Genomic DNA, 20,342 nt, shown 5'->3' with positions numbered 1-20,342 from the left:
ATTAGCCTTCAAATGTGAATGGCGTTAATCAAGGGATTTCTTAAATCTCAACGACGCGACGATAATCCCACCGACGGTAAAGCTCAACATCCATAGCGCATCTCGCCATAGATCCATGAGGTTAGCACCGCGCAACACAATCCCGCGGATCATGCGCATAAAGTGAGTCGCAGGCAACGCTTCAGAAATCCACTGCGCTGCGACTGGCATGCCTTCGTAGGGAAACATAAATCCAGAAAGTAAAATCGAAGGCAGTAAAATAAAAACAGTCATTTGCATGGCTTGCAGTTGAGTGGAAGCAATGGTTGAAATCACCAAACCTAAGGTCAAACTGGCGGCGATAAACAGCAGTGTACCGAAGAGAATTTGGCTGATCGCACCATTAATGGGCACGTCAAAAATAAAATGCCCTAAGCCCAAGATGATGAAGACCTGAATTAATCCGACAAAAATATAGGGCACAATTTTGGCGACCATAAGCTCAATAGAGTGAATTGGCGTGGTGATCAGCAGTTCTAAATTGCCGCGCTCTTTTTCTCGCACAATCGCGGCACTGGTGAAGAGGATCATCGTCATGGTTAAAATGACCCCCAGTAAACCGGGTACGATATTGACCGCAGAGCGGCGAGTGGGGTTATAAAACAGCGTGACTTCAAAGGTTTTGACGGTAGCTGGACGAATGTCAAAATCAAAATCGGTCAGCGGCATGGATTGCAGACCTAAAATGGAGGCACTGATCATCGTATCGGAGCCATCAACAATCCACTGACCTAACACGCGTTTTTGCACCGCGCGCTGGGTGAGATCTTTTGGCAGGATCAGCGCTGCTCTCACGTTACCTTGTTCAATCGCATGTTCAGCTTGCTCTGCTGTGGCAAAAGTGTGTTTGACGCTCACAACCTGTGTGGCTTTGACTGACTCTACAATTAACCGTCCGAGGGTACTTTCACTTTGATCAACGATGGCGATCGGAATATTGCGTACGTCAGTATTGATGGCAAAGCCAAATAGCAACAGCTGGATCAGTGGGATCATCACTACCATGCCAAACGTAATTCTGTCTCGCGAGAGTTGGCGTATCTCTTTCACCATCACCGCTTTCATTCGAAACAGTGCTTTCATTGACGCCCCTTGCCAGTCACAGTGACAAAGACATCTTCCAAACTTGGGCGAGCTAGATTCATCTCAGCTTCAGCCAGTTCAGGGAAGGTTGTTTTTAGCCACGCGATAGGTTGTGTGACTTGTTGATGAATAAGGATCCGCAAGCGGATGCCAAGTTGCGCAGCAGAGCGAACCTCCGCCCGAGCCATGACTTTTTCTTTTAATTGGCGCAAATTATGGGCTCGGACTTCGACAATGTTGACGCCCATCGTGTTCATTAAGGTTTCTGGCTCACCATCTGCACGAATTAAACCCGATTCCATGATGGCTAAACGGTGGCAGCGTTCCGCTTCATCCATGTAGTGAGTGGTGATCAAAATGGTGGTGCCTTGGTCTGAAAGATCGAACAATTGTTCCCAAAATTCCCGTCTATTTTCAGGATCGACCGCCGACGTTGGTTCATCCAAAAACAGCAGTTCAGGTTTATGCATCGTGGCTGCTGCTAGTGACAAGCGCTGCTTTTGGCCGCCACTCATCCCACTTACGCGTTGTTTTCGGCGCTGATCAAGCCCATAAGTGCACAACTGTTCATTGAGTCGTTGTGCCAATGCTTTGTGCGGCATACCAAAAATTTGCCCAATAAATTGTAGGTTTTCCTCGACGGTTAAATCATCGTATAACGAAAATTTTTGTGTCATATAACCAATTTTTAGGCGCAATTGCTCGGATTGTTTTGGGATCGCTAACCCCAGCACATCAACACTGCCGGAGGTAGGGCTTAATAAACCCGTGAGCACGCGAATTGTGGTCGATTTGCCACAACCATTTGGGCCGAGAAAACCGTAAATGGTTCCTTTGGGGACACTCAGATTGATGCCTTCAATCGCAGTGAAATCCCCAAATCTTTTGACCACATTACGGGCGTGAATGGCGAGTTCAGTCACTATTTTTGCCTCGCTAAATCGACTTGCGCCGGAATGCCAGAAGGGAGCGATTGCGCGGATTCGGGCAGATCCACTTCGGCTAGATACATTAAGCGGGCGCGTTCATTTTCGGTCAGTGCGTAGTAAGGCGTGAAAGAGGGTTCCGTTGCCACCCAACGCACAGTGCCTTGCAGCGGCTCTTTTATACCGTCGATATGCACTGGAAACTGTGCGCCCGGCACGACCGCTAAACGATGTGGTGCGGGAACGTAGACGCGAGCATAAGGGATGCGGCTGGCTTGGATGATAGCGACAATGCCGTTGTTTGGGACGCGCTCACCCAAGTTGTATGGGAGGTTATCCAAAATTCCATCGCGGGTTGCGACAATGGTTAACTCGTCGAGCTTTTGCTGTTGCAGTGAGACGTCGGCTTTGGCGGCGGTCAGCGCCGCTTGCGCTTGTTCAATATCTTCAGGGCGAGTGCCAGCGGTGAGCTTAGCAAACTCTTCTTTTGCAGAATCGAGTTCGGCGCGAGCGGCATCACGCGTGGCGGTGGCGCTGTCTTTTTCTGATTGGCTGAGGAGCTTTTTACCAACCAGTTCTTCCACACGTTTGAAGTTTTGCAACGCCTCTGTCAGTTTGGCTTGCGCGCGATTGACTTTGGCTTGTGCGGCCGCCGTGTCTTCTTGGCGTTCACCATTGCTCAGTTTGAGCAAATACGCTTGCGCTTTAGCCGCCTCTGCGAGTGCATGGGCCAGCACCGCCTGCTGATTTTTGGTATCCAGTCGAACCAATACTTCGCCAGCATGCACTGCGCTGCCTTCCGCGACAGGAAGCGCGCGAATGATCTCATTGGCGGTGGCGGAAAAAGTGATGCGGTCTCGCTCTAAAGTGCCCAATGCTTGCGCGCTATTTTCCGGCGAGCAAGCATTGAGAGTTGACAGTAAAAGAGAGATAAAGGCAATGCGGTGTTTCATGCTCATGGCGAGAGGCTCGGTTAACTTATTGTCTTCATACTAGAAGTTTACCGCCAGCGCCTCAAGCTACATGGTTCATCAAAAGTAGAGGATGTGATTAGCCCCACTTTAATATCGGCCATTGTTGGGGCTGAGCGTATTGGATGAGACGCGTGCATGGGTTGACCAAATAGGTGAAATCGGCGTGTAGACACAAAGGTAAATCATTGATCGAGTCAGTGAAAAAATGCACTTGACCCACGTATTGTGGGCGCTTAGCTAGCCATTCATTTAAGCGAGTGACTTTACCGTCTCGGTAGGTGGGTGTTCCCAAAATATGCGTGGTGTAATGGTTGTTCTCTATGACCATATCGATACCCATCGCCTCTGCAACGCCTATTTTACGAGCGACGGCTTTAACCAAAAAACTGACCGACGCCGAAATAATGAGCATTTGAATACGCTCGTCCGTTAACTGTTTAATGAGTGCTTTGGCTTGAGGAAATAGCCTAGGTACGATGCGTGTAGCGACACAATCGTCCGCTAAGCGCTGGACTTGCTCTGTGGTCAGGGTGAGCAAAGGTTGCATCGCAAAATCGAGGTAATCTTCCATGTCCATTTCACCGCTGGCATAGCGTGACATGATCAGCCTATCCTGCGTGACAAAATCAGGGTCGCTCGCTATGCCCTTATCGGCCAAATATTCGCTCCAAATCATTGCGCAGTCGCCGTCAATCAATGTGTCGTCCATATCAAAAACGTATAGAGGTGTCGGCATCTATTTAGGCTCTCACAGGTTGTATTTCGTTAAGGTTAAACAGTAATTCTAGCTGACTGCCAGTGGCAAATAATCGCTCTGATGAACGATTGAGTAAATCGACCGTGAGCTCGCAGCCTCGCACATCCACATGGTAGCGAATGACATTACCCAGTAATTGGTGATGCTTGATGGTGCCATGTTGCGGCGCAGAAACATGGGCACCATAGCTCCGCCCAGCTTCTTTGACGTAGATGGATTCGGGGCGAATAGCCACTTTCCAAGCCGTGTCTATGTTAAACAACTGCTTGGCGGTGGCCGCCTCTACTAAATTGTAATGGCCCATAAAACCAGCCACAAACTCATTGGCTGGCTGAGTATAAATGCTTTCTGGGGAGCCTTGCTGAACGATTTCACCTTGGTGCATTAAAAAAATACGATCAGAGAGAATCATCGCCTCTTCTTGATCATGGGTTACAAATACGGTGGTGAGATTGAGCTCTTTTTGAATATCACGGATCTGCTGGCGCAAGTGTTTGCGAATTTTGGCATCCAGTGCTGAAAGGGGTTCATCAAGTAGCAAAATACGCGGTTTGACCACTAAGGCGCGAGCTAAAGCGACGCGTTGGCGCTGTCCACCCGAGAGCTGGTTGGGATAGTGTTTTTCTTTCCCTATCAGCGAAACCAGTTCGACCACTTTTTGTACTTCGCGCGCGATGTAAGCTCTGTCTTGCCCTTGCATTTTGAGGCCAAAGGCGATGTTTTCAGCCACCGTCATATTCGGAAACAGAGCGTAGGATTGAAACACCATTCCAATGCCACGTTGCTGTGGTGTTTGGTTAGTGATGTTTTCACCGTTGACCCAAATTTCGCCGTCATCGACGGGATTTAAGCCAGCCAAACTGCGCAATAAGGTCGATTTTCCGCAGCCGCTCGGGCCAAGTAGCGTGACAAATTCCCCTTGCTCAATGGAAAATTCAATCCCTTCAAAAACGGTATTGTTGCCAAAACGTTTGGTGAGGTTGGCGACGTGGACGTAATCAGAGCGAGAGGTTGTGTGGGTCGTGGAATTCATTGAGTGGATCCTCGGCTAAAACGACTGGCGAGCCAAGTCAGTAAAAAGATAAATAGGAAGTAAGTCATCACTAACGCGGAGGTGAAGTGACCACTAGTCTGACGCATGTTGTAGAGATAAATCTGCAAGGTTTCATAGCGCGTGCCGACCAGAATGTTCGCAAATACAAACTCGCCAAGTAGAAAAGAGAAGGATAGAAACAGCGAAGCCATCAACCCTTTTCTAATGTTTGGCAGTACGATCAGTAAAAAAGCACGGCTGGTGCTTGCGCCGAGCAGGTGCGCGGCGTCCATGAGATCGTGTAGATGGATCGCCTCAAAACTGTTGGCAATTGCACGGTACATAAACGGCAGCGCAATGGTGAAATAAGTGCCAATCAAAATCCAAGGTGTACCCACAATTGGAAATTGGCTATCGGCGTACAGTTGCAGTAATCCAACTGAAGAGACGACAGGCGGCACTGCAAAAGGGATTAAAATCAGCAGGTTCATCACTTTATCGAGACGAGGGAAATAGTAAAACACCACGAAGATCGCCGGAATAATCAAAACCGCGCTGAGTGTCAGAGAAGCGATGCCAATCAGCAATGAGCGGCCAAATGCATCGAGAAAGCGAGGGTCGGTCAGCAGTTTGAGATACCAGTCAAAGGTGAAGCCATCGGGTAAAATCGTTGCGCCCCAGCGTGAAGAAAAGGAATAAACCAAGGTGGCTAAAATGGGCAGCAACATCACTCCCACGATGGAATAGACCACACTTTTATGAAAGGTGATTTTATCAAGGGTAGGATTAGCGTTTTGCATGGGTGTTCCTTGCGCTATAGCTTTTCGCAATTAGCCACTGATTGATCACAGTAATGAAGGCTAAAATTAGCATCAATACCACGGAAATGGCGGCGGCCAAATTGGGCTCTAAGAACAGATCTCCCGCCACTAAACTGGCAATGCGTACCGTAATGACGTTGTAGTTGCCGGATGTGAGTGCGTAGACGCTGGCATACGCGCCCATCGCATTGGCGATCAGGATAATCAAGGTACCGAGTAGGGCTGGTGAAAGCACAGGCAAGGCGATTTTCTGCCAATATTGCCATCCGTTGGCGCCCAGAGTAGACGCCGCCGCTTGCCAGTCATCACTGAGCGCATCAAATGCAGGATAGAGCAGCAGCACGCCAAGAGGGATCTGAAAGTAGATATACATCGCCAGAAGCCCCCATTTGCCATACAGGTTGAACTCTTCAATCAAACCGTATTGCTTTAGCAGCAAAGTCAGTGCGCCGTTGACCCCAAGAATAATAATGAAAGCGAATGCCAAAGGGACGCCAGCAAAATTACTGCTCATATTGGTAAAGGCGATCACACCATCGCGCAGCTTGCCATCGACTCGGCGTAAGGAGGCGACCAACATTGCCGCAATCGCAAGGCCCGCGACGCTGGACCATATGGCGAGCCACAAACTATTGCCCAACCCTTGCAAAATAAAGGATGAGCTGAAGATTTCGCGATAATGGTCCAGTGACCATTGATCGTCAGAGATAAAGCTGTTGAACAAAACCCACAGCATGGGGGCGAGCTGAAATAAGTAGAAAAACAGCGCAAAAGGAGTAAGCCATAACGCAGGTTTGAGTTTGCGTGCCCAGTGCGTTGATTGGCTCAGCACGGCGCTAGGCTTGCTAATTACTTGGCTACTGATCATGCTAAGCACTCCGCAGAAAAGGGCTTATTGTGATCAAGATTAAGCAGTTGGCAGCATAGGCCGCAGAGCTCAGTTTGTTTGATCTCACAAGCTTGGTGCGAAAATTGATCGCCCAATACAAACAGCGGGACGTTGCGCTCTTCGGTTAATATTCCGCCGTGTGACTTGTCATTGTTCATGCCGTGATCGCTGGTCACCATCACTTGGTAGCCATCGTTTAGCCAGCTTTCTAAAAAGTGAGATAACAGCGCATCGGCCATGCGTGCACTATTACGATACTGTCCTGAATCAAGGCCAAACTTATGTCCAGCATCATCGATATTCATTGGATGGATCAGTAAAAAATCAGGCTGATGAGTACGACGTAAGTGTTCGGCGTCTAAAAACAGTGCTTCATCGGGATAGTGATCCCAGTGATAAAAACAGCCATGCTGAATATTGAGTGTTTTATCACAGGTAAAACGATCGCGCGTTGCATCAAAAGGCGCGCGGTTATAGAGCTCGCTGATCCAATGATACGCCGCTGCGGCTGTTGTCAGCCCTTGCTCTTTTGCCAAACTGAAGATGGATTGATGATGTGAAAGGCGCACAATGTGGTTATGAACAATGCCGCTTTCGACAGGCTTTACGCCAGTGAGTAGACATTCATACAAAGGACGCGATAACGAAGGCAATTCACATTGTAGGGAGTATAAGGTTGCTCTTTGCTGCTCAATTAAGCCGTTTAAGTAGCCCATGCAATCACGGGCTACGGAATAATTGAGTCCATCAAGAACAACAAGGATCACCTTATTGTTCATGGTTGCCTCTTACTGCTGGTGGATAATGACATTTTCTTGCCATTGACGTGGCAATTGACGAGCTGATTTTTCCCAAGCATTAAAGTCGCTAATTGGGCTCACGTTCTGGTATTGATCGTTAGCAATCAATTTGCTTTGTACCGCAGCAGGCAGTGCAACGTTGCTGCGGATCGGGCGAGCATAGCCTTGTGCAAGGTTGATTTGGCCTTGATCGCTAAAGATGTATTCACGTGCTAGCTTGGCCGCGTTTGGGTTTTTGGCGTATTTATTGATGATGGTGGTGTAGCCGGAAATCACAGAACCATCTTGCGGAATGTTAACGGTAAAGCGGTTACGGTCAATTTGGTCACGGTAACTTAGGGCGTTGAAATCCCACAATACGGCCACTTCAACTTCACCTTTTTCGAGGTTAGCGATACTTGGGTCTGTAAATGATAAGCGCCCTTGCTTGGCGAGTTTGGCAAAAAATTCGATTGCCGGATCGAGGTTCTTTTCACTGCCACCATGAGCAAAAGCAGCGGCTAGTACGGCATTATTTGCTTGCGCAGCAACACCGACATTACCAATACTGATTTTGTAATCGCCTTTGAGCAAATCGTTCCACGTTTTTGGCGCATTCTTGACTAGATTATTGTTCGAGATAAATGAAATGGTGCCCGTATAAGCCAGAGCCCAGTGGCCATCTTTATCTTTGGCCCAGTCCGGGATCTCATTCCAAGTGCTCGGTTTGTACGCTTGAGTTACGCCTTTTTTCACCGCCACGCGAGCAAATGCAAAGCCAACATCACCGATATCGGCGGTCGCATTTTTCTTTTCGGCTTCAAACTTGGCAATTTCTTGCGCTGAGCTCATATCCGTATCTTGGTGTTTTAGGCCATAAATCTTACCTAAATCGCTCCACGTGTCTTGCCAGTTAGCCCAACTGCCGGGCATACCAACACTGTACACTTGGCCTTCTTGTTTCGCTGCGTTGATCAAAGATTGTAAATCAGCCTCTTTAGCAAAAGCCGAAGTTGAAAGAGTCAGCGCAAGTGCTGTGGCAGCCGTTGCGCGGGTAAATAAGGTTTTCATTGTCGCTATCCTTCTGGACTAGGTCAGTAAGTTCGATTTTTATCCTAGGGAAGAACTGTGACGTTTTCGGTGTAGTTATTTGACATTTTTGATGATTTTCTATTGCACTTTTATTTCAAATTCAATCAATTAGCCTGTCATAAATCTGTTATCTGCCTTAAGTAGTCTAAAAGACGTTTATTCACTCTGTATAATATTGGACTAGGTCACGCATGAGATTTCGCAGCCCTTTGCCAGTGGCAAATGCTCCTTTAGAAAAGACCCAACTTGGTAATATTAAAGGCACCCTTCGTGAGCAAATTTGCAGTGGGATGCTGAGCGACAGACAAAAACTGCCATCTGAACGTGAATTGAGTGAATTGTTTAATACAACGCGCATTACAATTAAAGACGCTTTGGTTTCACTGGAAACCGAAGGGTTGATTTACCGAGAAGAGCGGCGTGGCTGGTTTGTCTCTCCGGCGCGAATTCATTATAACCCGCTATCGCGTTGCCACTTCCACCAGATGATCCGCGAGCAGCACCGAATCGCAGAAACTAAGCTAGTTGCGGTACGCAGCGTGATGGCTTCTCGTGAGTATGCAAGAGCGATGGATATTGACCGAATTACGCCCATTCATATTATTGAACGGTTGCGCTCGATTGACGGGCGAGCGGTACTGTTTGTCGAAAACTGCCTGATTGCGCAGTGGTTTCCAAAGATATTAGAGGAAAATTTAACCGCTTCGTTAACGCATCTCTATCAGCAAAAATACGGTTACATCACCACGCGTTCTCGTTTTGAGGTGATCCCTACGGCTGCGCCTCTTCATGTGGCAAAAGCCCTTAACTTGGCTGCTGGCCAATCTGTAATGAAAATTTGTCGAGTTAATTACAAACAAGATGGCGAGATCATGGACTGCGAATTTGAGTACTGGCGGCCAGATTCAGTCCTGATCCGTATCGACAGTTGTGATGGAGAATGAATAGCTTTAGACTCGGCGCAACCTTTTTCACCCTGCTAGTCGTTTATGAATTTTTCTAAGCTTAACTTAAGCGCCCCTTTGATGGCTGCGCTGCCTGCGTCGCGACACACGGCGACCAAAATCCAACAATTGGCTATTCCAGCCGTACTTTCTGGGCAAGATGTGCTTGCCTTCGCGCAGACGGGCAGTGGTAAAACGTTAGCTTATGGTTTGCCTTTACTGCAACGGATTGAAGTTAATACTCTTGAAATTCAATCCGTTGTCATTGTTCCTACCCGTGAATTAGCACAACAAGTCAGCCAAGAGCTGAGTGCCGTGGCAAGCAAAATGGGCATTAGCTTATGCACTTTATGCGGGGGAGTGGCCCAAGAAGAGCAGCTTGCGCAGTTGGCCAAATTACCGCATTTAATCGTCGCGACACCGGGCCGCTTGCTTGATTTACTCATACGGCAACTGATCTCATTGGAGTCGATGCACTGTGTGGTGTTAGATGAAGCTGACAGACTGTTAGAGATGGGTTTTTGGCCGGATGTACAACGCCTGCTCAGTTTTATGCCCCAAACCAAACAAACGTTGCTGTTTTCCGCCACACTCGCCGCCGATCTCGAACAGATGGCATTGGCCGTGTTAAGTAACCCGGTAAAGATAGAGGCGAATCAAGCCAATCAAGTGGTGGAAGAAATTGAAGAGCAGCTCTACCTCGTGAATAAGGGCAGTAAAGCACAAGCATTAATTGCTCTGATTAAGCAGCGGGCTGGGCAGCAAGTATTAGTGTTCATTAGCGCTCGTGATAGTGCTGACGCGGTCGCGAAAAAATTACTCAAAGCGGGTATTCGTGCGGCGGCTTTGCATGGTGAAAAAGATCAAGTTATTCGCGAGCAAACGTTAGCCGATTTCAAAGCGAATCAAGTGGATGTACTGGTGGCCACCGATTTACTGGCGCGTGGTATTCACATTGACACGCTGCCAGTTGTGATCAATTTTGATTTACCGCCTAGTGCGCCAGTTTATATTCACCGCGTTGGCCGCACAGCGCGTGCTGGTCAAGGTGGTGTGGCGATTTCGCTGGTCTGCCATGGTGAAAGCCAAGCGCTGGAGGCTATCCGCAGCTTAACGCAGCGCGCTTTACCGCTGCAGGCATTGAGCGATTTTCCAGTGACAGACCAACCGACCAGCGGTGAACCGAAGCGCAAACCGCGCGATAAGCAAGCCAACCGCCGCAGTGCTCAAAAGCGCAGCGTGAAGCAGTTTCAACAGAAAACAAGCCATTAAGTAGCTCAATATACGCATGCTATTGTGCATTTTGATGGAGTAAGGAAACTAAGTGGCTCAGGAAATTTATGCATTTATCACGATTGAAATGGCATATTAATCGAGTTTATGTGTAAATTTTCAGCAGCTTATTGTGAACAACCTATCATTATTGGACTAAATCAAGAAAATGCAGTATTTAGTTTCATGAGATTATATTCACAATTTTAGAATCATTTCTAGGATAAATATTCTTTAATCCACGTTATTAACACGATTGTGGATAATTAGTCGTTAATCAATCATTATCAATATAAGCGATGACTTTCTAGTCAAATAATATTTTAATATATGTCACATTTACTGAAAATTTTTTAACTTACCATTTCGCCACTTTGATTGTTTTATCAAAAAACACTTATTAAATATAAATTCGTATTTCTACTAATAATAGGATAAATTTCGATATGGCTGCCGATATTGTAAAGGTTTCAAGAAACACAGAAAATGCACCTATATGTGCTGTCTCTACACAAACTGTCGCTTTTTCTCATTATAATAATATTTCAGCACAACTACCGATAGATCCTAAAACAGGTGAAATTGTTATTGGTTGTATAAATGACCAAACAAAGCAATGTCTGAATAATATACAGTCTATCGTAGAAAGTATTGGTCACGTTATGGATGATGTGGTCAAAATGAATATTTTTGTAAAGAATATTTCAGATATTGATGCCATCAAAAAAGTATACCCCACTTTTTTTCAGGGGCCGCTTCCTACAGTGACCATAGCGGCGGTTGCGGCTTTACCTGTCAGTGATGCTTTAGTGCAAATTGATGCTCTTATTTCAAACGGTGAAGGCACTGCTCCACAAGCGCCTTGTGAGCTCATCAAAGTGTCAAGGAATACTGAGCATGCACCTCAAGGTCTATACTCTCAAACCGCGGCCTTCTCTCATTATAATAACCTCTCGGCTCAATTGCCGATTGAACCTAAAACGGGAGAAATAGTACAAGGTGGTATTAAAGAACAGAGTCAACAGTGTTTGAATAATATTAATGCTATCTTAGAAAGTATTGGTCATACGATGGCTGATATCGTTAAAACAACGATATTTCTTAAAAATATATCTGATGCAGAAGCCATCAATGAAGTCTGTGGACAATTTTTCCCAAGTTATGTACCTGCGCGAAGCCTAGTTAGTGTTGCTGACTTGCCTATGAATGCATTGGTGCAAATTGATGTTGTTGTGTCACATGGTGATGGTACACCGCCACAGCTTCCTGAAGATACTCGCTTACTTGTGATTGAAGCAAATAATACCGTGAATGCACCTGAAGTCGACTATTCCCACTCTGTTGCTTTTTCTCATTATAATCATATTTCAGGTCAGTTACCTTTATCTCCAAAAAATAATGAAGTTGTTGCTGGTGGAATAAAAGAACAAGTTAAGCAGTGTTTAGAAAATATAAAGAATATTGTAGAAAGTGTTGAGCATGTTATGGATGATATTGTTAAAGTCAATATTCAAATAAAAAATATGGATGACATTAATATTGTCAATGAAGTTTACACAACCTTCTTTAACCATAAGCTACCTGCGAGAACCGTGATTGGTGTTTCAGAGCTGCCTATGGATGCGTTAATACAAATTGATGCTGTGGTTTCTAATTGTGAAGGTACACCACCTAAACATTAACGAATATTTCTTATTGACTAAAGAAGGGGGTATCAATGATATCCCCTTGTTACTTGTTAGCTATCTGTAATTGCAATACCAATATCACGCTGTTTAGTTATGGCAATCGAAATCAAACAGGCGGCGTATGAAAAACCGATCAATTACTGTTTTTTAGGGCCGTTAAAACGTGATGTAGTGAGGGGAGTACTTGGTGTCCAAGCGCCAAAACCTCTTCACTGGGTTCGACGAGATCAGGAATTTGGTAGGTGATCATATTCGCACTCACGGCGGATAGCACGCCGTTATTAGAATCTTCAAAGGCTAAGCATTGGGTTGGTTCAGCGCCAAGACGTTGCGCAGCGAGTAGATAAATCTCAGGATCGGGTTTGCCATGTGTCACTTCACAACCAGTTGTGAACGAGTCAAAGTATTGCTCAAGGCCTGAAAGGCGCAGCTTAATTTGTGCCACGTCTTTTTGGGTTGATGTTGCGACGGCAGTAGGAATACGATTGGCTTTTAACCATTGTAATAACTCGATAACCCCTTCTTTCACTGGGATCGCCTGGTGTTTCACCACGGCATCGTAACGTTTACGCCACTCCGTATGCAATACCGGATAGTCTAATTCTGGCCCGTAGCCTGCGCGCAGTGCTTGTTCAATGCCTGCCGCATTGCGACCAATAGCCGAGAGATAAACCTCTTTTAAAAATGGGACGCCAACTGCGTGGCAAGCTTGTTCGAATATTGTAAGGCAGACACGTTCCGTGTCGAGTAACAGTCCATCCATATCAAAAATGGCAGCTTGAAATTTCATAAGTACAACTTTAGGCGAGTGAAATGGAGTGGGCTATTTTCACATAAGTCGACCTATGGAGGCGATCTTTTTCCTGCACTTTTTCTTTTTCTCATACTTCAATAAAATCAGCCAATTATAAGCGCTAGTTTGTTAGCAATGAGTTATGCTTAATGTGAAAACCTTGTTGCGAGAAGAGGGGGAAGCAATTTGAATAGTGCATTTGTACAACAGTGGATGCCGGGTTTACACCAACTGAAAGACTATGAAACACGCTGGTTGATGGATGACGTACGTGCGGCGCTTTCTGTGGTTGCGGTTGCACTGCCTGTCGCGATAGCGTACGCGCAGCTCACTGGAGTAAGTGCGATTGTCGGCTTATATTCCTGCGTATTGCCGATGTTGGTTTACGCGATTTTTGGCACGTCTAGGCAGTTGATCTTAGGCCCAGACGCGGCAACTTGCGCAGTGATTGCGGCGGTAGTGACACCGCTGGCGATGGGCGATCCTCTCAAACACTGGCAGTTGGTCATGACAATGACGGCAATGACTGGTGTATGGTGTTTGCTGGCCAGTCGTTTCAAACTCGGTATTTTAGCCGATTTTCTCTCTCGCCCTATTCTACTTGGGTTGTTAAACGGTGTTGCTCTGACCATTATCGTGGGTCAATTTGCTAAAGTATTTGGGCTGAAATATGAGCAGCAATATCTACTAGAGCGTATCGTGGAAGCGCCATCCTTGCTGATTGATTTGCATTGGCAAACCTTATTGATAAGTGCGCTGACAGTGGTGGTTTATTTTCTGTGTAAGCGTGTCAGGCCCAATTGGCCAGCAGCGATGTTGGCTATCATCGCTGCTGCATTTTGGGTGTGGTTTTTTGGCGCTGAACATCTTGGCGTTAAAGTCGTTGGTTTAATCCAAGGTGGGTTACCGATATTCCAAACCCCTCTATTTGATCTAGGGGTGAGCCGTGAATTAGTCATGCCCGCTTTGAACTTAGCGATGGTGAGCTTTGTCAGTATGATGCTCACTGCGCGCAGTTTTGCGGCAAAAAATGGTTACGATATTGACGCCGACAAAGAGTTTCGCGCGCTTGGCTTAGCTAATATTGCTTCTGCATTTTCACAAGGTTTTGCCATCAGTGGGGCGGATTCACGTACGGCGGTGAATGACGCTAATGGTGGAAAATCGCAATTAGTTTCGATTATTGCAGCGATTGTGATTGGATTTGTCGCGATTGTGGCGTATCAGCCACTACAATACATTCCGATTGCTGCATTGGGGGTGGTGTTGATTATCGCGTCTATCTCGTTGTTGGATCTGAAAGGGATTTGGAGTTTACACAAGCGTGATAAAGACGCCTTTTATTTGGCAAGCTTAACCTTCATCGCTGTATTGGTCATTGGCGTTATCCCCGGCATCACTCTTGCGGTATTACTGGGTCTGTTCCAATTTTTACGCACCGTGATGCGGCCAAGTGATCAAACATTGGGTTTGGATGATAAAGGCACGATTCGCACGATTGATACGTCAGCGAAGGCGAAACCAATACCGGGTTTGGTGATTTATCGTTTCAACTCTCCGCTGACTTATTTCAATGCGCCTTACTTTAAACGTCGTATTTTATTTCACACTGAATCGGCGGGCATGAGTGTGGGGTGTGTGATTATTGATGCGGTGTCGAGTTTTACCCATTTAGATTTAAGCGTCATGGCGATGTTATCGGACGTGCAAAGCATTCTGAAAAAACGAGGTATTCGTTTAGTGCTAGCGGGGCGTAAACGCAGTTTGAGAAAATGGTGTGAGATCGCTGGAATTTCAACGGGTGATGGCGGCGTGGTGATTCGTGCGGACATGTATTTAGCCATTAAGCTAAGTGGATGTTACCAACACGCTGTAGAAGAAGGGCAAGTTCCACCAGTACAAAAAGAGCCGCAAAAGGATATTGAAGGTGAAATTGCGGCTGCTATTTAAAATAAGGTTGGCTCTCGTTAATAATATTGGTTCTCGTTAATAAAAGATAAAGAGCTCTTGAGTATCGAAAAGATGTAAGAAATCCCATTCAATCATGATGCTTTCCTTTTTCTGTGATGAGAGCGAGTGCTCGGCCTTTTGTTAAACGGTTGGTGCCTGTTTGGATAAGCATAGGTGAGCGTTATGCATTAGGCAAAATGGTACGGGTTATTAATCTAATATAGGTAGCCTATTGGCATGGTGGTTTTCGACGCTAGGCGTAGCGTGTCGGCAGGTAAACAGTTCGCTGTACTTGAGCGGCCAGTTTTCGATGAAACTGCAACATTGCACCTTCACCGCATGGCTGCCAAGTTAAGGCCTTGCCGACCACACCGTGATGTTGGAAGGCGTTGAGCCGAATGCTGACGTTCGTAGGCAACTGGTTAATCAGATGCGCCACTTCGGTAATTTCAGTCTCTAAATCACTTTTGTCCGGTATATGCAGCAGTCGCACTTCGTGCAGTTTATTCCGTTTAGCGAGGTGGAAAATAGTGCGTATCACTCTATGGTTACTGCGTCCGGTTAGCCACCGATGCGTTTCCTCTTGCCAAGCTTTTAAATCGATCATTGCGCCATCCAAATAGGGCGAGATTTTGTCCCATCCCGATTCTGATAGTGAGCCATTACTATCAATAAAACAGCTGAGATGTTTCAATTCTTCATCGTGTTTGATGGCTTTGAAAAGAGCGATGATAAACGGAAGCTGTAGTGTCGCTTCCCCCCCTGAAATGGTAATACCGGCTAAGAAATAATGATTTCGGCGGATAAGTTCCACGAGTTGTTCAACACTGTAGTGATGAATTTTGGGGTTTGATTGGTGCATGCAGTGCTCAATACAGCGATCGCAGTGAGTGCATTTCTCCGCTAGCCATTCGACTTGCTGGTCAGCATTGAGGCGCAGTGCTTGCGATGGGCAGGTTGGCACACAATCACCGCAATGGTGACAGTGACGAATCGTATGTGGGTTATGGCAAGACAAGCAATTGAAGTTGCAACCTTGCATAAAAATGACCAGTCGGTTGCCCGGGCCATCAACGCAGGAGAAAGTCAGCACTCGGCTGACTTTTGCTCGGAGCGGCTGTTTTCCACTCACCATTAGTTGACAGAGTTTGGTTGATAAGCCGATTGCATTTCATGGCTAACCACGCGTGCTTTTCGCTTGAGCACGGCCGTGTTTTTGGCCGCTTCTGCCCCAAGAAATGTGGTGTTGGTGCGTGATCCGCGCTGCTCAAATTGCGCTATTTCAGACAATTTCACCATGTAACCCGTAATGCGAACTAAATCGTTCGAAGCCACGTTGGCCGTAAATTCGCGATAGCCCGAGTGGAGGGCTCCTTTACATAGGTTGAACATCGCCTCTGGGTTGGCCTTTATGGTTTCATCCAGAGTTAAAATATCGCTGATACCAGAGGTGTAATATTGATGATGTCCAGCCGTTGCTTGCACATATTCAATCGGGTTGGGTTCGGTACCATAAGGGATGCGCACGCCCGGAGTGACATCAAGATCAAGGCTAATACCACCTTGTGCGTGCAGCAAAGCACGGCCGTTGAAGCCATATTTGACTGGTGAGTTTTGTACAATGTCGGCCAGCTTGGCGGAAATGGCGGTGCCTAATTGGTTGGCGATATCATCATGGCCATAACGAGCGTTACTCTGCTCCTTTTCCAGTAATAGATTAACGGCTTCAGCCATGCCATAAATGCCAAACATCGGTGCGAAACGAGATTCTTCAATCAACCCTTCTTGAGTCAGAAAACCTTCAAAAAAATGAGATTGTTGGTGCAGATGAGCAGCTCGAACGTCCATCAGCTCAATCATATATTGGCTGTAAGTGGGTAGAATCTGATCTAAGAATGTTTGGCGGTCACTGGCTTTCTTCGCGGCCTCTTTTAAATTCATTCTGACCAAAGTATTGCAGCCACCCGCTAAAGGAAGCGAGTTGTAGCAACTGACGATACCAAAACCTTGCTCGCCATAGGCGGTGGCATGAATCGGATAGTTGGCGATGTGCGGTTTACTGCATTGACAGATATTATCGGTCGCTTGGCGCAGTAAATCGTCAGGAGTGATGGAAGGGTCATACATGAAGGTAAGGTTGGGAGCGATCTGTTTCAGTTCAGCATCGACACGTAAAATAGTACGGCAAATAATATTGTCGCTCGGGCCGATGTTGGCGTGCATGAAAGCATCGGGAAGAGTGCGATCAAGCATGATCCAAAACAGCTTCAATTTTTGATAAATCGACGCTTCGCTCAGTTCGCCCACATAGGGCAATAACACGCTATCTAATTGTCCCAAATAGACAGGAATAGAGGTCACTGAAGGCACGTGATGGTACAAAATGGTCAGCATATTGAGTGCTTCATCAAAATTACTGGCAGGCGAAAGCTCTAAATACTCACTGCCTTGTGCTAAAAATTTGGCGTAGTCAGGCAACACGTAACGTGGTTTAAAAGGGGTATGACCTTCAAACATATCGCAGATAATGCCTTGTTCCATTGCACGAGCCAACTCAGCAGAGAGTTTCAGATAGGGCAAGCTTGCTTCGGCCTCTAGCGCAAGGAAGTGTGACTTTTGTTTAGGCGAGAGGTGTGCGTCAGTAACGATGGCTTGGAAGCGTTGCTGTGTATCGAGTGAATGGCTCATGAATTAAACCCTTATATTATTGTGGTTTAATCCTAATGTGTTTGGTTACTTTTCACTATTGATAATACATCAAGTAGTCATTTCCATTATGGAAATAAAAACGCCACTTCGTTATCGTCGAAGTGGCGTCATCAGGAACCTAAGGTTAGGCGTATTGCGCTTCGATTTGGTTCGATTTTAGATAAGCAGGGTGAGTGGCGAGCTGCTCTAAGTAACGTTCAATATTCGGGAAGTGAGTAATCGCTCCGTTGGTCAGCAATATTTCAGCAATGAATGACATCATGAAATCAGCGCCAGTGAGTTGATCGGCTACTAAGTAGCGTTTATCCGCTAAACACTGGTCAAAATAACTCATCACTTTGGCCGTTTCGCTTTCTGCATAGCCACCAAGGAAATTGGTTTGGCAGCCATCTTTGGCAACAAACATTTTTAATAGCAGCGGCAATATGGCAGAGCTTTCCGCAAAGTGGAGCCATTGCTGGTATTGCACATATTCCACGCTGCCACGCTGAGGCGCAAAGTGTTGGCCGTATTTTTCTATCAAGTAATCGGTAATGGCGCCAGATTCAGCAATCACCAAGCCATTGTCTTCAATCACAGGTGACTTACCTAACGGATGCACGCTTTTTAGCTCCGGCGGTGCCAGAAAGGTCACGCTATCACGTTGATATGGAACCACTTGATATTCAACCCCTAACTCTTCAAGTAACCAGATAATGCGCTTAGAGCGTGATTTATTTAGATGGTGAAGTTTGATCATTATGTGGTCCTTATTAAAGTGGTTGGTTGATTTGGATAACCAGTTTGCCAAAGTTTTTGCCTTCCAATAGACCAATAAAGGCTTGTGGTGCGTTTTCTAAACCGTCAATCAGTTGCTCGCGGTATTTCACTTTCCCTTCGCTTAGCCATTGAGTCATGTCAGTAGCAAATTCGTTATAGCGATGGCCGTAGTCATCAAAAATAATGAAACCTTGCATGCGGATTCGTTTGGTAAGCAAGGTGCCCATCAGCATAGAGAGACGATCAGGTCCTTCAGGCAGCGACGTTGCATTGTATTGAGAAATCAAGCCACACAGCGGAACTCGCGCTGCTGTGTTAAGCAGAGGTAAAACCGCATCAAAGACTTTGCCACCGACATTTTCGTAGTAAACGTCAATCCCTTGAGCACATGTTTTAGCCAATTGTTCGGCAAAATCGTCAGCTTTGTGATCAATACATTCATCAAAACCTAATACTTCTTTAGCGTAACGACATTTTTCCTCACCGCCAGCAATGCCGACCACGCGGCAGCCTTTGATTTTAGCAATTTGACCAACCGTTGCCCCTACTGGGCCAGTGGCTGCGGCGACTACCACAGTTTCACCTTGCTTCGGTTGGCCGATGTCTAGCAAACCCATATAAGCGGTAAAACCGGGCATTCCCATGATGCCTAGTGCGTATGAGGGTGAGGTTGGATTTTTACCGAGTTTGAGTAAACCTTCGCCGTTAGAAATAGCGTAATCCTGCCATCCGGTATAAGCGAGTACCCACTCACCTTGCTCAAATTTTGGGTGGTTTGATACTTCCACTTGACACACGCTCCCGCCTACCATGACATCATCAATTGCGACAGGATCGGCGTACGATTTAGCATCACTCATGCGGCCGCGCATGTAGGGGTCAAGTGAAAGATAAACACTACGCAGCAGTACTTCACCAGCGGCCGGTGTTGGTTTAGGCGCATGTTCTAAGCGAAAGTTGGCCGGCGTTGGTGCACCGACAGGGCGTGAAGCGAGTACAATGCGGCGGTTAGTTTGTTCAGTCATTGGAGAGTCCTTTATTATTTTAAATTAGACCAGTCGTCTAGTTTGGGTTTCAAAAAAACCGCTATCGAAATAGCGGGGTGAATCTTAACTAGGGCACTGGCCTTGCAAAATGTGTTCGGTGCTCGTAAGCGCTTGTGCAAGCCCTTGGTTATCTTGACGCAGTTTACTGAGCAAACTTGCGCCGAGCCAAAGGTTATAAAGCAATTCTGCGGTTTGCTGGCTGTGTTGTACGTGAATGGAGCCGTCGTCGATCCCTTGCTGGATACATTTTCCGACCGCCTCAATAATGCTATCTGCACCTTTAAGTAAAGCAATACGCATCGCATCAGACAAGTCTGAAACTTCAGCGCTTAATTTCACCACCAAGCAGCGCTGTGCGTTACATAAGCCATTGCTCTGCTCATACCAACATTGCCAGTAGTGCATCAGGTGTTGGTAGGCGTTGCCTTCTTCTTGGTTAAAAAGGGCATTAATACGCACTAAATAGTGCTGAAAGTAGTCCGTAATCAGTGCCTCGCCAAATTGCTCTTTTGACTTAAAGTAGTGATAGAAAGAGCCTTTGGGCACATCAGCGGTTTTTAATAATTCAGACAAGCCTACACTGGTGAAGCCTTTGGTTACGACCAGTTGGTAACCTACCTCAAGGATGTGTTGGCGAGTATCATGGGTTTTTGTATTCATGGACGGCACTATAATTTAAATTAGACCAGTCGTCTAGTTTTGTTTGCCCATATTGTATTTGTGCTACTGGCTATGGTTGTTGAATAACAGAAATGGACACTTCCTCCTTGAAGTGTCGCACTATTATT

Annotated in this window: 19 protein-coding genes; 4 read left to right on the top strand and 15 right to left on the bottom strand. The window is 46.3% G+C overall.

Annotation, left to right across the window (positions count from 1 at the left end):
* Positions 1-24: 24 nt before the first annotated feature.
* The 9 genes from NB504_RS06920 to NB504_RS06880 all read right to left on the bottom strand — a co-directional run bounded on the left by NB504_RS06920 (position 25) and on the right by NB504_RS06880 (position 8,372).
* Positions 25-1,122, bottom strand: a complete 1,098-nt coding sequence (locus NB504_RS06920; protein ID WP_013868268.1) for an ABC transporter permease — start codon at positions 1,120-1,122, stop codon at positions 25-27.
* A complete protein-coding gene (locus tag NB504_RS06915; protein WP_258428552.1) occupies positions 1,119-2,045 on the bottom strand; it encodes an ABC transporter ATP-binding protein in 927 nt (308 codons plus the stop codon). The genes NB504_RS06920 and NB504_RS06915 overlap by 4 nt, the downstream gene beginning before the upstream one ends.
* On the bottom strand, positions 2,045-3,007 hold the full coding sequence (locus NB504_RS06910; RefSeq protein ID WP_017049314.1) for an HlyD family secretion protein: 963 nt from the start codon (positions 3,005-3,007) through the stop codon (positions 2,045-2,047). Before NB504_RS06910 ends, NB504_RS06915 begins: the two co-directional genes overlap by 1 nt.
* 91 nt (positions 3,008-3,098) lie before the next feature.
* Positions 3,099-3,758, bottom strand: a complete 660-nt coding sequence (locus NB504_RS06905) for an HAD family phosphatase (protein WP_258428551.1) — start codon at positions 3,756-3,758, stop codon at positions 3,099-3,101.
* Positions 3,759-3,762: 4 nt separating this feature from the next.
* Entirely contained in the window at positions 3,763-4,812 is a 1,050-nt protein-coding gene (locus tag NB504_RS06900) for an ABC transporter ATP-binding protein (RefSeq protein WP_017046834.1), read from the bottom strand.
* On the bottom strand, positions 4,809-5,612 hold the full coding sequence (locus tag NB504_RS06895; RefSeq protein WP_010318639.1) for an ABC transporter permease: 804 nt from the start codon (positions 5,610-5,612) through the stop codon (positions 4,809-4,811). The genes NB504_RS06900 and NB504_RS06895 overlap by 4 nt, the downstream gene beginning before the upstream one ends.
* The gene (locus tag NB504_RS06890) at positions 5,599-6,498 is read right to left on the bottom strand and encodes an ABC transporter permease subunit (RefSeq protein ID WP_026027756.1); all 900 of its coding nucleotides are present in this window, start codon (positions 6,496-6,498) and stop codon (positions 5,599-5,601) included. Before NB504_RS06890 ends, NB504_RS06895 begins: the two co-directional genes overlap by 14 nt.
* A complete protein-coding gene (locus NB504_RS06885; RefSeq protein WP_258428550.1) occupies positions 6,498-7,301 on the bottom strand; it encodes an alkaline phosphatase family protein in 804 nt (267 codons plus the stop codon). Before NB504_RS06885 ends, NB504_RS06890 begins: the two co-directional genes overlap by 1 nt.
* 9 nt (positions 7,302-7,310) lie before the next feature.
* On the bottom strand, positions 7,311-8,372 hold the full coding sequence (locus NB504_RS06880) for an ABC transporter substrate-binding protein (protein ID WP_258428549.1): 1,062 nt from the start codon (positions 8,370-8,372) through the stop codon (positions 7,311-7,313).
* A 212-nt stretch (positions 8,373-8,584) separates the two neighbouring features.
* On the opposite strand from NB504_RS06880, the gene NB504_RS06875 reads away from it, so the two are divergent.
* From NB504_RS06875 to NB504_RS06865, 3 genes are all read left to right on the top strand, one after another.
* Positions 8,585-9,337 carry a UTRA domain-containing protein gene (locus NB504_RS06875; protein WP_017046832.1) on the top strand — a complete coding sequence of 251 codons (753 nt, stop codon included), beginning with the start codon at positions 8,585-8,587 and terminating at the stop codon, positions 9,335-9,337.
* Positions 9,338-9,382: 45 nt separating this feature from the next.
* Positions 9,383-10,609, top strand: a complete 1,227-nt coding sequence (locus NB504_RS06870; protein WP_258428548.1) for a DEAD/DEAH box helicase — start codon at positions 9,383-9,385, stop codon at positions 10,607-10,609.
* Between the two features lie 446 nt (positions 10,610-11,055).
* Positions 11,056-12,291, top strand: coding sequence for a RidA family protein (locus NB504_RS06865; protein WP_170889194.1), 1,236 nt, complete (start codon positions 11,056-11,058; stop codon positions 12,289-12,291).
* A gap of 139 nt (positions 12,292-12,430) precedes the next feature.
* Here the strand turns inward: NB504_RS06865 and NB504_RS06860 are convergent, their stop codons facing one another.
* Positions 12,431-13,087 (bottom strand): HAD family phosphatase, encoded by a 657-nt coding sequence (locus NB504_RS06860; RefSeq protein WP_258428547.1) that lies wholly within the window; start codon positions 13,085-13,087, stop codon positions 12,431-12,433.
* Positions 13,088-13,303: 216 nt separating this feature from the next.
* Here NB504_RS06860 and NB504_RS06855 point away from each other — a divergent pair, with 216 nt between their 5' ends.
* Entirely contained in the window at positions 13,304-15,040 is a 1,737-nt protein-coding gene (locus NB504_RS06855; RefSeq protein ID WP_050934249.1) for a SulP family inorganic anion transporter, read from the top strand.
* Positions 15,041-15,293: 253 nt separating this feature from the next.
* On the opposite strand, the gene NB504_RS06850 is transcribed toward NB504_RS06855, so the two are convergent.
* From NB504_RS06850 to NB504_RS06830, 5 genes are all read right to left on the bottom strand, one after another.
* Positions 15,294-16,175, bottom strand: coding sequence for a YjjW family glycine radical enzyme activase (locus NB504_RS06850; RefSeq protein ID WP_258428546.1), 882 nt, complete (start codon positions 16,173-16,175; stop codon positions 15,294-15,296).
* Positions 16,175-17,728: a YjjI family glycine radical enzyme gene (locus NB504_RS06845; RefSeq protein ID WP_258428545.1), complete on the bottom strand. Its 1,554-nt coding sequence runs from the start codon at positions 17,726-17,728 to the stop codon at positions 16,175-16,177. The genes NB504_RS06850 and NB504_RS06845 overlap by 1 nt, the downstream gene beginning before the upstream one ends.
* A 145-nt stretch (positions 17,729-17,873) precedes the next feature.
* Positions 17,874-18,488, bottom strand: a complete 615-nt coding sequence (locus NB504_RS06840) for a glutathione S-transferase family protein (RefSeq protein ID WP_064626559.1) — start codon at positions 18,486-18,488, stop codon at positions 17,874-17,876.
* Between the two features lie 13 nt (positions 18,489-18,501).
* A complete protein-coding gene (locus tag NB504_RS06835) occupies positions 18,502-19,533 on the bottom strand; it encodes an NADP-dependent oxidoreductase (RefSeq protein WP_017046824.1) in 1,032 nt (343 codons plus the stop codon).
* Between the two features lie 84 nt (positions 19,534-19,617).
* Positions 19,618-20,214 carry a TetR/AcrR family transcriptional regulator gene (locus NB504_RS06830; RefSeq protein ID WP_038169460.1) on the bottom strand — a complete coding sequence of 199 codons (597 nt, stop codon included), beginning with the start codon at positions 20,212-20,214 and terminating at the stop codon, positions 19,618-19,620.
* Positions 20,215-20,342: the final 128 nt, after the last annotated feature.

Origin of the sequence: Vibrio sp. RM-69-4, assembly GCF_024743775.1 — a bacterium.
GTDB classification, from domain to species: Bacteria; Pseudomonadota; Gammaproteobacteria; order Enterobacterales; family Vibrionaceae; genus Vibrio; species Vibrio anguillarum.
Note: the sequence above shows the minus strand (reverse complement) of the source record. Positions and strands in the feature narration are given on the sequence as shown.

Bases quoted from the DNA above. Each gene is read 5' to 3' on its own strand.
- NB504_RS06905 (WP_258428551.1), bottom strand. From the start codon at position 3,758: ATGCCGACACCTCTATACGTTTTTGATATGGACGACACATTGATTGAC.
- NB504_RS06895 (WP_010318639.1), bottom strand. From the start codon at position 5,612: ATGCAAAACGCTAATCCTACCCTTGATAAAATCACCTTTCATAAAAGT.
- NB504_RS06910 (WP_017049314.1), bottom strand. From the start codon at position 3,007: ATGAGCATGAAACACCGCATTGCCTTTATCTCTCTTTTACTGTCAACT.
- NB504_RS06880 (WP_258428549.1), bottom strand. From the start codon at position 8,372: ATGAAAACCTTATTTACCCGCGCAACGGCTGCCACAGCACTTGCGCTG.
- NB504_RS06855 (WP_050934249.1), top strand. From the start codon at position 13,304: ATGCCGGGTTTACACCAACTGAAAGACTATGAAACACGCTGGTTGATG.
- NB504_RS06870 (WP_258428548.1), top strand. From the start codon at position 9,383: ATGAATTTTTCTAAGCTTAACTTAAGCGCCCCTTTGATGGCTGCGCTG.
- NB504_RS06835 (WP_017046824.1), bottom strand. From the start codon at position 19,533: ATGACTGAACAAACTAACCGCCGCATTGTACTCGCTTCACGCCCTGTC.
- NB504_RS06900 (WP_017046834.1), bottom strand. From the start codon at position 4,812: ATGAATTCCACGACCCACACAACCTCTCGCTCTGATTACGTCCACGTC.
- NB504_RS06845 (WP_258428545.1), bottom strand. From the start codon at position 17,728: ATGAGCCATTCACTCGATACACAGCAACGCTTCCAAGCCATCGTTACT.
- NB504_RS06850 (WP_258428546.1), bottom strand. From the start codon at position 16,175: ATGGTGAGTGGAAAACAGCCGCTCCGAGCAAAAGTCAGCCGAGTGCTG.
- NB504_RS06875 (WP_017046832.1), top strand. From the start codon at position 8,585: ATGAGATTTCGCAGCCCTTTGCCAGTGGCAAATGCTCCTTTAGAAAAG.
- NB504_RS06920 (WP_013868268.1), bottom strand. From the start codon at position 1,122: ATGAAAGCACTGTTTCGAATGAAAGCGGTGATGGTGAAAGAGATACGC.
- NB504_RS06885 (WP_258428550.1), bottom strand. From the start codon at position 7,301: ATGAACAATAAGGTGATCCTTGTTGTTCTTGATGGACTCAATTATTCC.
- NB504_RS06840 (WP_064626559.1), bottom strand. From the start codon at position 18,488: ATGATCAAACTTCACCATCTAAATAAATCACGCTCTAAGCGCATTATC.
- NB504_RS06830 (WP_038169460.1), bottom strand. From the start codon at position 20,214: ATGAATACAAAAACCCATGATACTCGCCAACACATCCTTGAGGTAGGT.
- NB504_RS06865 (WP_170889194.1), top strand. From the start codon at position 11,056: ATGGCTGCCGATATTGTAAAGGTTTCAAGAAACACAGAAAATGCACCT.
- NB504_RS06860 (WP_258428547.1), bottom strand. From the start codon at position 13,087: ATGAAATTTCAAGCTGCCATTTTTGATATGGATGGACTGTTACTCGAC.